This window comes from Streptomyces sp. HUAS CB01 (assembly GCF_030406905.1).
GTDB classification, from domain to species: Bacteria; Actinomycetota; Actinomycetes; order Streptomycetales; family Streptomycetaceae; genus Streptomyces; species Streptomyces chengbuensis.
In genome coordinates, this window is sequence record NZ_CP129137.1 from 2,672,482 (window position 1) to 2,685,749 (window position 13,268).

At 71.4% G+C, this 13,268-nt stretch carries 10 protein-coding genes; 8 read left to right on the forward strand and 2 right to left on the reverse strand.

All coding sequences use genetic code 11. The annotated features are described in order from the left end of the window. Positions 1-48 precede the first annotated feature (48 nt). Positions 49-1,221, reverse strand: a complete 1,173-nt coding sequence (locus QRN89_RS11860; protein WP_290349315.1) for a serine hydrolase domain-containing protein — start codon at positions 1,219-1,221, stop codon at positions 49-51. A 98-nt stretch (positions 1,222-1,319) separates the two neighbouring features. Then, positions 1,320-1,787 carry an NUDIX hydrolase gene (locus tag QRN89_RS11865; RefSeq protein ID WP_290349316.1) on the reverse strand — a complete coding sequence of 156 codons (468 nt, stop codon included), beginning with the start codon at positions 1,785-1,787 and terminating at the stop codon, positions 1,320-1,322. 226 nt (positions 1,788-2,013) lie between these two features. On the opposite strand from QRN89_RS11865, the gene QRN89_RS11870 reads away from it, so the two are divergent. From QRN89_RS11870 to QRN89_RS11905, 8 genes are all read left to right on the forward strand, one after another. Further along, positions 2,014-2,556: a CGNR zinc finger domain-containing protein gene (locus QRN89_RS11870; protein ID WP_290349317.1), complete on the forward strand. Its 543-nt coding sequence runs from the start codon at positions 2,014-2,016 to the stop codon at positions 2,554-2,556. A 285-nt stretch (positions 2,557-2,841) separates the two neighbouring features. Next, positions 2,842-6,171 (forward strand): S8 family serine peptidase, encoded by a 3,330-nt coding sequence (locus QRN89_RS11875; RefSeq protein ID WP_290353669.1) that lies wholly within the window; start codon positions 2,842-2,844, stop codon positions 6,169-6,171. Positions 6,172-6,365: 194 nt separating this feature from the next. Continuing rightward, a complete protein-coding gene (locus tag QRN89_RS11880) occupies positions 6,366-7,394 on the forward strand; it encodes an aspartate-semialdehyde dehydrogenase (protein ID WP_290349318.1) in 1,029 nt (342 codons plus the stop codon). 230 nt (positions 7,395-7,624) lie between these two features. Then, complete coding sequence (pepN, locus tag QRN89_RS11885; protein WP_290349319.1) at positions 7,625-10,195, forward strand: aminopeptidase N; 2,571 nt, start codon at positions 7,625-7,627, stop codon at positions 10,193-10,195. 202 nt (positions 10,196-10,397) lie between these two features. Further along, a complete protein-coding gene (locus QRN89_RS11890) occupies positions 10,398-11,894 on the forward strand; it encodes a sensor histidine kinase (protein ID WP_290353670.1) in 1,497 nt (498 codons plus the stop codon). Next, entirely contained in the window at positions 11,891-12,298 is a 408-nt protein-coding gene (locus tag QRN89_RS11895) for a roadblock/LC7 domain-containing protein (RefSeq protein ID WP_093654012.1), read from the forward strand. Before QRN89_RS11890 ends, QRN89_RS11895 begins: the two co-directional genes overlap by 4 nt. After that, the gene (locus QRN89_RS11900; RefSeq protein WP_290349320.1) at positions 12,295-12,657 is read left to right on the forward strand and encodes a DUF742 domain-containing protein; all 363 of its coding nucleotides are present in this window, start codon (positions 12,295-12,297) and stop codon (positions 12,655-12,657) included. Before QRN89_RS11895 ends, QRN89_RS11900 begins: the two co-directional genes overlap by 4 nt. Further along, entirely contained in the window at positions 12,638-13,267 is a 630-nt protein-coding gene (locus tag QRN89_RS11905; RefSeq protein ID WP_290349321.1) for a GTP-binding protein, read from the forward strand. Before QRN89_RS11900 ends, QRN89_RS11905 begins: the two co-directional genes overlap by 20 nt. The last annotated feature ends 1 nt before the right edge of the window (position 13,268 follow it).

The following is a 13,268-nucleotide window of genomic DNA, read 5'->3' on the forward strand; positions in this document are numbered from 1 at the left end:
GGCGGCGGCTCCGGCCGGACCCGGACCGGTGCGGTCGGGGCCGTCGGCCTACCGGCAGAACTCCGCCTCGACGACGGCAGCGCTGTCCCCCGCCCAGTCGCTGTTGAAGTTGAGCGCGAGGGCGCGGCGGCCGTCCCGGGTGCTGACGGCCTCCGAGCTGGAGCCGTGGATTCCGCCACCGTGGCCCCAGACCTCCTTGCCGCAGGACAGCTTCTGCGACATCAGCCCCAGTCCGTAGTGGTGGTTCGGCGCCTCCGCTCCGACGGGCACGGTCGTGGTCATCTTGGTCAGCTGGCCCTTCGGCAGCAGCCTGCCGCCCAGCAGCGCACGGTAGAAGCGGTTCAGATCCCCCGTCGTGGAGATCATCTCGCCGGCCGACCAGGCCGCCGACGGGTTGAGCTCCGTGACGTCGTGGATCGCGGTGCCGGGCCGGGGTCCCACGAGGACCGAGTACGCCCGCCCGCTGGGCCGCGGCATCGCCGCCCGAGTGCCGGGCACCGAGGTGGCGCGCAGACCCAGCGGACGCAGCACCCGGCGCTCGATCTCCCGGCCGTAAGGACGTCCGGTCACCTTCTCGACGACGAGCCCGGCGAGCACGTAGTTGGTGTTGGAGTAGTGCCAGCCGGCGCCTGGGGCGAAGTACGGCTCGTGCCGCAGGGCGATCCGGACGAGATCGCGCGGCGCCCAGGTGTCGTAGCGGTGCTCGAAGAAGCCCTCGCCGAAGACCTTGCCCAGGAACTCCCGGTCGTCGGTGTACTCGTGGATGCCGCTGGTGTGGTTGAGGAGCCGGCGCAAGGTGACGGTCCGCCCGTCGTGGCCGTTGCCCCGGACCAGCCCCGGCAGCCAGCGCTCGACCGTGTCGTCGAGGCTCAGTCTTCCCTCCGCCTCGAGCTGGAGGATCACCGTGGCGACGAAGGTCTTCGTGATGGAGCCGACGCGGAAGCCGTCCGCGGGCCCGCGCTCCCTGCCGGTGGTGCGGTCCGCCACGCCCGCCTCGCCGTTCCAGGTCGTGTGCCGGTCCGTGGCCTGCGCGAGCGCCCCGGGCGAGCCGGCCTCGACGGCCTGCTCGAGCGCCCGCTGGGTCGCCGCGTGCCGGTCCGGGGTGCGCTGCTCGGCCGCCGACGCCGTCGCCGGGGTCACCAGGGCGGTGGCGGTGAGGGCGGCCACCGTCGTCGCCGCGGCCAGGGCCGTGCGGATCCTCGGGGCAGGACGTGCCGTCATGCGAATCTCCTGTCTGCGTGCCGTCGTGAACGGGCTCGGCGGACAGGACTCGCGGCCGGCGGGCGGAGTTGAGCGGTGCGTGGGGGGTTGAGCGGATTTCAGCCTGTGCCGTGGACTGAGCCGTCCACCCGGCCGAGCGCGGGGCGCGTACGCCACAGCTCCAGGCCGATGTCGACCAGCGAGACGCGTTCGAGTGCCGGGACGGAGTCCAGGGGGTGCCAGGCGGCGAGGTCGGTGGAGCCGTCGGTTTCGGGGCGCGGCTCGCCGGCGGTGATCCTGGCCTCGTAGACGATGCGCAGACTCTGGAAGTCCTCGCCGGAACCGAACCTGCCGGGCCTGCGCGTGGTCATGGAGTCGACCCCGAGCAGCGCGGTCACCTCGGCCGTGCAGCCGGTCTCCTCCGCCACTTCGCGCACGACCGTACCGACCGGGTCCTCGCCGTGGTCCATCCCCCCGCCGGGCAGGGTCCAGCGCCTGGTCCCGTCACGTGCCACCCACCGGGCGAGGAGGATCCGCCCGTCCCGTACGCACACGGCGTACGCCGCGACCCTCAAGTGCTGCTTCATGCGCAGAGGTTAGGCGGTGCGGGGCGCGCCCGACCGGCGGTCGCGTCCACTCGCCCGCCCGGCTCCGCCGATTGGCCGGGAATGCGCGTCGCCGTCCGCCGCGGAGGCTCGTGGCGGAGGTCGACACGTCCAGTCTAACTCTTTTGATCGCATTAGACGGTTAGAGTTGCCCTGTCAACCGCTCACGTACCCTTGAGGGGTTAGCCGACCCGAGGGAGCGCCCGCCATGACCGCGTCCGACCCGCGCCCGCTCACCGGCGAGCCCCTGTCGCTGGACCTGCTGAACACCCGATGGACCCAGGACGGCGAGCAGCGGGACCTGCTCGACACCGCGGACGGGCTGCGCCTCTGGCTGGCGGTCCACGGCCTCGACACCCGCTTCACCGCCGACGAGGCCACCCTGGAGCGGACCCGCGCCGCCCGTGACGCGCTGGCCGCCGCCGTGGACCACCCCGGCGACCCCGTGGCGAGCGCCGCGGTGGACGCCGTCCTGGAGCACGGGCACATCCGGGCCGCGCTCACCGCCGCCGGGCCCGAGGAACGGTCCGAGTTCGCCGACCCGGCCTGGGGGCCCGGCTGGACGGCCGTGCGCGACTACCTGGACCTGCTGCGCGCCGCGCCCGGCCGGATCCGCGCCTGCGCCCACAGCGCCTGCGTACTGCACTTCTTCGACACGTCGCGGAACGGCACGCGGCGCTGGTGCTCCATGGCGACCTGCGGCAACCGCGCGAAGGCGTCCCGGCACTACGCGCGGACGCGTGAGGACTGATCGCAGCCGGCCGAGAACCCGGCCGCCGTCCCCCCTGCACTGCGCCCGGGGCCAAATGCGTCGACCCACGCCGAAAATCGTCCATTGTTGAACAGCCTGGCGGGGCGGATCGATGGGCTATCAACCCCTTTGCTCCCCCTGGCACATGTTCCGCCACTGGCGGATCTCCGCCATGACCGCATCCCGCCTCTGCCAACTCTCCACAAACCCCTGTCACTTGCGAAAGGCTGAGCGGTCATCCGGTACCGAATTCCGGACCCCTTCTTTCACAAAACAGGGATGCTGATGACAACCCTCGAGTCCCAGGGCTCCATACCCGGGCCAAGACGTGTGGCCCGGATCGCCGCCGCCGCAGGCCTCGTGGCCGCGCTGGTGGCCACCGGCGCCGCCCCCGCCTTCGCCGCCGCCTCGGTGGACGACCCGGCCGACGGCCCGGTCAAGACCGCCGAGACGCCCGCCGACAAGCTCGGCCAGGCGGACGCCCAACTCCTCGCCGAGGCCGAGGCGAAGGGCCAGAAGACCGTCACCGTGATGGTCGCCACGGTTCCCGGCCGGACCGAGCAGGTCGCCGGCCAGCTGGACGCCGTTCCCGGCGCCGTCGTCGGCCAGAAGGACGACAAGCTCGGCTACGTCCGGGCCACGCTCCCCACCGGCAGGGCGAAGAGCGCCCTCGGCAAGGCCGGTGAACTCGCCACGGTCCAGGGGATGGACCTGCAGCGCGAGATCAAGCTGGACGATCCGAGGCCGGACGCGGGCGCCAGGGGTACCGCTTCCACCGCCTCGAAGTCGGCCACCTACCCGGCGCCGGGCAGGAAGACCCCGGCGAAGAACCCGTACAACCCGTCCCACGAGACGGGTGCCGTGGAGTTCGTCGAGGACCACCCGCGGGCCGACGGCCGCGGCGTGACCATCGGCATCCTCGACTCCGGGATCGACCTGGGCCACCCGGCCCTGCAGAAGACCACCACCGGCGAACGCAAGATCGTCGACTGGGTGACCGCGACCGACCCGGCCAAGGACGGCGACGGCACCTGGCGGCGGATGGACACCGGGGTCACCGGCCCCGTGTTCACCGTGGGCGACCGCAGCTGGAAGGCACCGGCCGGCGAGCACCGGTTCAGCGTCTTCGAGGAGCGGGCCACCCTGGGCGGCGACATGGCCGGGGACCTGAACCGCGACGGCGACACCACCGACAAGTGGGGCGTGCTGTACGACGCCGCCGCAGGCACGGTCCGGGTCGACCTGGACGACGACGCCGACTTCACCGACGACGTCGTGATGAAGCCGTACAAGAGCGGCCACCAGGTCGGGTACTTCGGCACCGACAACCCCGCCACCGAGATCGCCGAGCGCATCCCGTTCGTGGTGGAGATCCGCAAGAACGTCGAGTTCGAGGCCGGGAAGTTCTCCGACTACGTCAACATCGGCGTCATCGAGGGCTCGCACGGCACCCACGTCGCCGGCATCACCGCCGCGAACGGCCTCTTCGGCGGCCGGATGAGCGGCGCGGCACCCGGTGCCAAGCTGGTCTCCTCGCGCGCCTGCACCTGGAGCGGCGGCTGCACCAACATCGCGCTGCTCGAGGGCATGCGGGACCTCGTCGTCAACCGCGGCGTGGACATCGTCAACATGTCCATCGGCGGTCTGCCCGCGCTGAACTACGACGACAGCGACCGCGGCGACGACGCCGACAACGCGCGCGCCCTGCTCTACAACCGCCTGATCGACACCTACGGCGTCCAGCTGGTCATCTCGGCCGGCAACGAGGGCCCCGGCGTGAACACGATCGGCGACCCGGGCCTGGCGAACAAGGTCCTCTCGGTCGGCGCGGCGATCTCCCGCAGCACCTGGGCCGCCAACTACGGCTCCCAGGTCGAGAAGCCGTACAACATGTTCAACTTCTCCTCCCGCGGCCCGACGGAGAACGGCGGCTTCACGCCGACGATCTCCGCGCCCGGCTCGGCGATCAACACGATCCCGACCTGGCAGGCGGGCGCCCCGGTGGCCGAGGCCGGCTACAGCCTGCCCGCGGGCTACGGCATGCTGAACGGCACCTCGATGTCCTCGCCGCAGGCCGCGGGCGCGAGCGCGCTGCTCATCTCCGCCGCCAAGCAGCGTCACCTCAAGCTCTCCCCGCTCACCCTCCGGACCGCGCTGACCAGCACCGCCCAGCGCATCCCCGGAGTGAAGGCGCACGAGCAGGGCGCGGGCCTGATCGACGTCAACGAGGCCTGGGAGTCCATCCGGGACGGTGCCACCGCCCACGCGTACTCGGTGAAGGCACCGGTCGACACCGCGCTCGACCACCTGCTGAAGCCGGAGGCGGGCTTCGGTGCCGGCATCTACGACCGCGAGGGCGGGCTGAAGCCCGGCCAGCGCAAGACGTACGACGTCACCATCACGCGCACGAGCGGCCCGAACCGGCCGGTCGAGCACGAGCTGGACTTCCGTAACAACGACGGCACGTTCCGTATCCTCGGCGACGACGAGGTGGACCTGCCGCTGAACAAGCCGGTCACCGTCAAGGTGCAGGCCAAGGCCGCCTCCACCGGCGTGCACAGCGCCATCCTGGAGGCGGACGACGAGCGCACCGAGGGCGTCGACAAGCAGATCCTCGCCACCGTGGTCGCCTCGAACGAGCTGGTGAAGCCCGGCTACACCTACTCCGCCAAGGGTTCGGTGCAGCGCAACAGCTTCAAGTCCTACTTCGTCACGGTGCCGCAGGGCGCCAGGACGCTGGAGGTCGCGCTCGGCGGACTCGCCGCGGGCAGCCAGACCCGGTTCATCTCGGTCCACCCGTACGGCGTGGCCTTCGAGGACACCGCGTCCACGGTCTGCTACCCGAACTACAACAACCCGGCCAACACCTGCCGCCCGGACGTGCGCTCCTACGCGAACCCGCAGCCGGGCGTCTGGGAGATCGAGGTCGAGTCGCGCCGTACGTCCCCCGTGCTGGACAACCCGTTCAAGCTGGACGTCACGCTGCTCGGTGCCTCCTTCGACCCGGCGGTGAAGACCCTCCCGGAGGCGAAGGTCGGCACGCCGGCGACGGTCGACTGGAAGGTCACCAACGACGCGGCCGCGCTGGAGGGCAAGCTGGAGGGCGGCTCGCTGGGCTCCGCGAAGACGGCGACGCCGACCATCGCGCAGGACGAGCGCCAGGTGTCCACGGTCACGATCGGCGCGGGCGTCGAGCGGCTGGACGTGGTCATCGGGAACACCTCCGACAAGGGCGCCGACCTGGACCTCGCGGTCCTCAAGGACGGCCGGCTGGTCGGCCAGTCCGCGGACGGCGACTCCGAGGAGTCGGTGTCCCTGACCAACCCGGCCGCCGGTACGTACACGATCCTCGTCGACGGCTACGCGGTGGCGCCCGGCGGCACCACGTACGACTACAAGGACGTGTACTTCTCCTCGGCGCTCGGCACCGTCAAGGTCGACGAGTCGAAGACCGTCTCGCTGGCCAACGGCGCGAGCGCGCAGGTCTCCGCCGAGGTGCTGGTGGGCGGCTCCGCTCCGGAGGGCCGCCGGTTCTTCGGCGAGGTCCGGCTGCTGAACGCGCGCGGCACCGCCGCGGGCACCGGCAGCGTGGTGATCGAGAAGGTCGTCCCGTAACGGTGTGACCTGGTCACGAGGGCGGGCGTCCGGCGGGACGCCCGCCCTCCGTGCGTACGGGCCTCCTCCGGATGTGAGGAAGGCCATGCGTCCCGCTCCTCGGACAATGGATTGGACAAAACGGCCGTGGACAGACGCATCATGGATGACACCCAGGCCATGCAGGCTGCACAAGCGTTGACGGAGGAGTCCCCGTGAAGGTCGGAATCGTCGGAGCCACCGGGCAGGTCGGCACGGTCATGCGCAAGATCCTCGCCGAGCGGAAGTTCCCGGCCGACGAGCTGCGGCTGTTCGCGTCCGCCAGGTCCGCCGGGTCCACGATCGAGTGGCAGGGCCGGGAGATCACCGTCGAGGACGCCGCCACCGCCGACTACTCCGGCCTGGACATCGTGCTCTTCTCGGCCGGCGGCGCGACCTCCCGGGCGCTCGCCGAGAAGGTCGCCTCCCAGGGTGCCGTCGTGATCGACAACTCCTCCGCCTGGCGCCGGGACCCCGAGGTACCGCTCGTCGTCTCCGAGGTGAACCCGCACGCGGTCAAGGACCGCCCGAAGGGCATCATCGCCAACCCGAACTGCACGACCATGGCCGCGATGCCCGTGCTGAAGCCGCTCCACCGCGAGGCCGGGCTCACCGCGCTCGTCGCCACCACCTACCAGGCGGTCTCCGGCTCGGGCCTGGCCGGTGTCGCCGAGCTCGACGGCCAGGTGAAGGCCGTCGCCGAGCGGGCCGCCGAGCTGACGCACGACGGCGAGGCCGTCGTGTACCCGGAGCCGGGTGTCTACCAGCGCCCCATCGCCTTCAACGTGCTCCCGCTGGCCGGTTCGATCGTCGAGGACGGCTCCCACGAGACCGACGAGGAGCAGAAGCTCCGCCACGAGTCCCGCAAGATCCTGGAGATCCCGGAGCTGAGGGTCTCCGGCACCTGCGTCCGCGTCCCCGTCTTCTCCGGGCACTCGCTGCAGGTCAACGCGCGCTTCGAGCGTCCGCTGGGCGTGGAGCGGGCCCGCGAGCTGCTGGCGGGCGCGGAGGGCGTGGAGCTCTCCGACATCCCGACCCCGCTGCAGGCCGCGGGCAAGGACGCCTCGTACGTCGGCCGCATCCGGGTCGACGAGACCGTCGAGAACGGTCTCGCCCTGTTCGTGTCGAACGACAACCTGCGGAAGGGCGCCGCGCTGAACGCGGTCCAGATCGCCGAGCTGGTGGCGGACGAGCTCAAGGGCTGATCGCCCACCGCACCGCGGGGCGGGGTCACGTGCCGGTCGCACGGGACCCCGCCCCGTCGTCGTGCACGGCCGCCCGTCGGCGTCCCGTGCGCCCTCCGCCCGTCGTGCGGGAGCACCGGGACGGGTCCCGTCTCCGAGTCCGACCGGGGGACGGGCGGGCCGTGGGGGGCCCGTGGAAGGATGGGCCGAAACGTCACATACCGAGGACGCAGAAGCGAGGAGATGACCGGGTGCCTGGCACAAACCTGACCCGCGAAGAGGCACAGGCGCGGGCGCGCCTGCTCACCGTTGACTCGTACGAGATCGACCTCGATCTCACCGGGGCGCAGGAGGGCGGCACCTACCGGTCCGTGACCACCGTGCGCTTCGACTCCGCGGAGCACGGCGCGGAGACCTTCATCGACCTGGTGGCGCCCGCGGTGCACGAGGTCGTGCTGAACGGCCGTCCGCAGGACGTGGCCGCGGTCTTCCGGGACTCGCGGATCGCCCTGCGTCATCTGCACGAGGGCCCGAACGAGCTGACGGTCGTCGCGGACTGCGCGTACACCAACACGGGCGAGGGTCTGCACCGGTTCGTCGACCCGGTGGACCAGCAGACCTACCTCTACACCCAGTTCGAGGTGCCGGACGCCCGCCGGGTGTTCGCGAACTTCGAGCAGCCCGACCTCAAGGCCACCTTCCGGTTCACCGTGAAGGCGCCCGAGGGCTGGACCGTGATCTCCAACTCGCCGACGCCGGAGCCCAAGGACAACGTCTGGCACTTCGAGCCCACCCCGCGGATCTCCAGCTACATCACCGCGCTGATCGTCGGTCCGTACCACTCCGTCCACAGCTCCTACGAGAAGGACGGGCAGAGCGTCCCGCTGGGCATCTACTGCCGTCCGTCGCTCGCCGAGTTCCTGGACGCGGACGCGATCTTCGAGGTCACCCGGCAGGGATTCGACTGGTTCCAGGAGAAGTTCGACTTCGCCTACCCGTTCGCGAAGTACGACCAGCTCTTCGTGCCGGAGTTCAACGCGGGCGCGATGGAGAACGCGGGCGCGGTGACGATCCGCGACCAGTACGTGTTCCGGTCGAAGGTCACGGACGCGGCGTACGAGACCCGCGCCGAGACCATCCTGCACGAGCTGGCGCACATGTGGTTCGGCGACCTGGTCACCATGGAGTGGTGGAACGACCTGTGGCTGAACGAGTCGTTCGCCACGTACACGTCGATCGCCTGCCAGGCGTACGCGCCCGGCTCGAAGTGGCCGCACGCGTGGACGACCTTCGCCAACTCGATGAAGACCTGGGCGTACCGGCAGGACCAGCTGCCGTCCACGCACCCGATCATGGCCGAGATCAACGACCTGGACGACGTGCTCGTCAACTTCGACGGCATCACGTACGCCAAGGGCGCCTCGGTGCTGAAGCAGCTCGTCGCCTACGTCGGCATGGACGAGTTCTTCCGCGGTGTGCAGGCGTACTTCAAGCGGCACGCCTTCGGGAACACGCGGCTGACGGATCTGCTGACCGCGCTGGAGGAGACGAGCGGCCGCGATCTGAAGACCTGGTCCAAGGCGTGGCTGGAGACCGCCGGCATCAACGTGCTGCGGCCGGTGATCGACACCGACGCAGCCGGGACGATCACGTCGTTCGCGGTCAAGCAGGAGGCGCCGGCACTGCCGCCGGGCGCGAAGGGCGAGCCGGTGCTGCGCCCGCACCGCATCGCGATCGGCTTCTACAGCCTGGACGAGGCCGGCAAGCTCGTGCGCACCGACCGCGTCGAGCTGGACGTCGACGGCGAGTTCACCGCGGTGCCGGAGCTCGTGGGCAAGCGCCGCCCCGCGGTCGTGCTGCTCAACGACGACGACCTGACGTACACCAAGGTCCGTCTGGACGAGGAGTCCCTGAGGACCGTCACCGAGCACCTGGGCGACTTCACCGACTCGCTGCCCCGGGCGTTGTGCTGGGCGTCCGCCTGGGACATGACCCGCGACGGCGAGCTGCCGACCCGCGACTACCTGTCGCTGGTGCTGTCGGGTGTCGGCAAGGAGTCGGACATCGGCGTGGTCCAGTCGCTCCACCGGCAGGTGAAGCTGGCCCTGGACCTGTACGCCGCGCCGGAGTGGCGCGAGACGGGGCTGACGCAGTGGACGGACGCGACGCTGGCGCACCTGCGCTCGGCGGAGCCGGGCAGCGACCACCAGCTGGCGTGGGCGCGGGCGTTCGCGGCGACCGCGCGCACCCCGCAGCAGCTGGACCTGCTGCAGGCCCTGCTGGAGGGCCGGGACTCGATCCAGGGCCTGGCCGTGGACACGGAGCTGCGCTGGGCGTTCCTGGAGCGGCTGGCGGCCACCGGGGTCTACGACGAGGAGGAGATCGCGGCCGAGCTGGAGCGGGACCGCACGGCCGCCGGTGAGCGGCACGCGGCGACGGCCCGGGCGGCACGTCCCACGCCGGAGGCCAAGGCCGAGGCCTGGGAGTCGGTCGTCGAGTCCGGCAAGCTGCCGAACGCGGTGCAGGAGGCCGTGATCGGCGGGTTCGTGCAGACCGACCAGCGCGAGCTGCTGGCTCCGTACACGGAGAAGTACTTCGCGGCGGTCAAGGGTGTGTGGGAGTCCCGCTCCCACGAGGTCGCCCAGCAGATCGCCGTGGGGCTCTACCCGACGCTCCAGGTGTCGGCGCAGACGCTCGACGCGACGGACGCATGGCTGGATTCAGCCGCTCCGAACGCGGCGCTGCGGCGGCTCGTCCTCGAGTCCCGCGCGGGTGTCGAGCGGGCCCTGAAGGCCCGCGCGGCGGACGCGGCAGCGTCCTGACCTGCGGGGCCGCGAGCCCCGTACGGCGCATGGGAGGGCGCCCCGGAACCTTCGGGTCCGGGGCGCCCTCGCACATGTCCGACTAGCCCCATCAAGGGTGTGTCCGAAGTGTGACCCGGCGTCAACAGCCGTGCTCTCAAACGACTATGCTCCCTCACCGTCGTCATATGATCGTTTCCGTTCAGATGATTTAAGGGTGCTGATGATCCGTGAGGAATCGTCGCCCGGAAGTGGAAGCCCGCGATCCGCGGCCGCTTTCGGGTGGCTGCTGCCCGCCGCTCTGACAGCCGTTGCCACCGTGATCACGGCGCTGCTGGTCCCCACTCCGGCCCGTGTCCCCGTCGCGGTCTTCGGTGCTGTCGCCGCGGTCGCGGTCGCGGCCATCGGCGCCGAGGCCGCACGCCGGGGCAGGGTGATCGACTCGCTGCGGCACGCCGTCGCCGAGCGCGACTCCGTACTGGCCCACCAGGCCTCCCAGACCGCGCACCTCGCCGGCACCCTGCTGCCGGACGTCGTGGAGCGGCTGCGCAAGGGCGAGTTCCCGGAGGACGTGCTCGCCTCGCTCAACGCTCCGGAGGCCCACCAGGCCGTCGTCCGGACCGTCCTCGAGGCCGTCGTGGCCGAGGAGGACCTGCGCGAGTCCGCCCAGCGCGCCTTCGTGAACATCGCCCGCCGGGTGCAGGCCATCGTCCACCAGCAGGCGCAGGAGCTGCGGGAGATGGAGGACCGGCACGGCAAGTCCCCGGACGTCTTCGGCGACCTGCTCCGCCTCGACCACGGCACCGCGCTGATCGGCCGTCTCGCCGACTCCATCGCCGTGCTCGGCGGTACCCGTCCCGGCCGCCAGTGGAGCAGGGCCGTGCCGCTGTACAGCGTGCTGCGCGGCGCCATGTCGCGGATCATCGACTACCAGCGCGTCGAACTGCACTCCGTCTCCGAGGTCGCCGTCACCGGCCCCGCCGTCGAGCCGCTCATCCACGCGCTGGCCGAGCTCCTCGACAACGCCACCCGCTACTCCCCGCCGCAGACCAAGGTCCATCTGACCGCCGTCGACGTCCAGTCGGGCATCGCCGTCGAGATCGAGGACGGCGGTGTCAGCATGAGCGAGGAGGCCCGCAAGCGGGCGGAGCGGATGCTGCGCCAGGCCCAGCAGGGCATCGACCTCAACGACCTCGGTGAGACGCCGCGCCTCGGCCTCGCCGTGGTCGGCCGGCTGGCCCAGGTGTACGGCTTCCAGGTCTCGCTGCGGCCGTCCGCGTACGGCGGTGTCCGCGCGGTGCTCGTCGTCCCGCAGGACCTGATCACCACGACCGCGACCGCGACCGGACTCGCCCACGGCATCGGGGCCGCGTCCGTGCCCCGGACCACCCTCCCACCCGAGGCGGTCCAGGCCGCGCCTGCGCCCCAGTCGGCCGTCCCCGCCCAGGTTCCCGCCCCGCGGCGCCCGGCCACCGGCCCGGTGGCCTCCGAACCGGACCCGGTGGTGGTCGAGCGGACCCCGAACGGCCTCCCCCAGCGGCGCCGCAAGGCACCCGCCGTCGCGCCCGCCGCACCCACCACGCCGGCGTCGTCCACGCCGAACGCGGCTCCGCAGCAGGAGCCCACTCCGCAAGTGCAGCCCGGAATGTGGCTGGCCGCCTTCCAGAGCGGCCTGTCCGGGGAGTCCACCGACGCTAGCCAAGGGAACACGCAGCCATGATTCAGCAGCAGGCCAATATGGACTGGATGCTCAAGGACCTCGCGGAAGGTGTGCCACAGACCAGGCATGTGGTCGTGCTCTCCGCCGACGGTCTGCGCATGGCCCAGTACGGCACGGACACCGACACCGCCGACCGGCTCGCCGCCGCGTGCGCCGGGCTCCAGTCCCTCGCCGCCGCGGTGGGCTCGGAACTCCCGCACAGCGACGGCCGGATGAGGCTCGTCGTGATCGAGATGGACGGCGGCTTCTTCTACCTCATGGCCGCCGGTGCGGGTGCCTTCCTCGCCGTGCTCGCCGACGAGGGCGTGGACGCCGGACTCATGGGCCAGCGGATGCGCGACCTGGTGCTGCGGATAGGTGACCACCTGAGCAGCCCGCCTCGCCAGGACGGTGTGGCCAGGTGAGCGACCCGGGCGGCGGGGACTGGGAGGAGGCCAGTCCCGAGCGGCTCTACGTCATCACGGGCGGCCGCAGCAGCACGACCGCCCCCGTCGAACTCGACCTGGTCACGCTGATCGTGGCCAGGTCCCGGCCCAAGCCCGGTATGCAGCCGGAGCACGCGACGATCATCGAGCTGTGCCAGTCGCCCCTCTCGCTCGCTGAGGTCTCCGCGTACACGGGGCTCCCGGTCAGTGTCGTCACCGTCCTGCTCGGCGATCTCCTCGCCGACAACCGGGTGGTCGCCCGCGCGCCGGTGCCACCCGCCAGACTCCCCGACCGCGCTTTGATTGAGGCAGTGATCGATGGACTTCAGAAGCTCTGAGCAGCCGGCGCGGACGACCGGGCCGCGGAGCGAGGACGCGCTGCCCGAGACGGCCGCGGCCGCCGTCAAGGTGGTGATCGTCGGCGGCTTCGGGGTGGGCAAGACGACGCTGGTCGGATCCGTCAGCGAGATCCGCCCGCTGACCACCGAGGAGACGATGACCCAGGCCGGTGTCGGTATCGACGACACCTCGGGCATCGGCGGCAAGACCTCGACGACCGTGGCGATGGACTTCGGCCGCATCAGCGTCAACGAGGAGCTGGTGCTGTACCTGTTCGGCACGCCGGGGCAGGAGCGCTTCTGGTTCCTGTGGCGCGGGCTGTTCGAGGGAGCGCTGGGCGCGGTGGTGCTGGTCGACACGCGGCGGCTGGAGGTCAGCTTCGACGTCATCGGCCGGCTGGAGGAGCGGGCCGTGCCGTTCGTCGTGGCCGTCAACTCCTTCCCGGACGCGCCGGAGTACCCGGTCGAGGAGCTGCGCGGGGCGCTCGACCTGCCGGATTCGGTGCCGATCGTGCTGTGCGACGCCCGGCAGCGCTCGTCGAGCCGGGACGTGCTGATGACGCTGATGCGGTACCTGCAGAGCCTGGCGATGGCGCAGGAGGCGTCCTGAG

Coding starts and splice junctions, on each gene's coding strand:
- QRN89_RS11865 (WP_290349316.1), bottom strand. CDS start 1,787: ATGAAGCAGCACTTGAGGGTCGCGGCGTACGCCGTGTGCGTACGGGAC.
- QRN89_RS11890 (WP_290353670.1), top strand. CDS start 10,398: ATGATCCGTGAGGAATCGTCGCCCGGAAGTGGAAGCCCGCGATCCGCG.
- QRN89_RS11895 (WP_093654012.1), top strand. CDS start 11,891: ATGATTCAGCAGCAGGCCAATATGGACTGGATGCTCAAGGACCTCGCG.
- QRN89_RS11870 (WP_290349317.1), top strand. CDS start 2,014: ATGACCGCGTCCGACCCGCGCCCGCTCACCGGCGAGCCCCTGTCGCTG.
- QRN89_RS11905 (WP_290349321.1), top strand. CDS start 12,638: ATGGACTTCAGAAGCTCTGAGCAGCCGGCGCGGACGACCGGGCCGCGG.
- QRN89_RS11875 (WP_290353669.1), top strand. CDS start 2,842: ATGACAACCCTCGAGTCCCAGGGCTCCATACCCGGGCCAAGACGTGTG.
- QRN89_RS11860 (WP_290349315.1), bottom strand. CDS start 1,221: ATGACGGCACGTCCTGCCCCGAGGATCCGCACGGCCCTGGCCGCGGCG.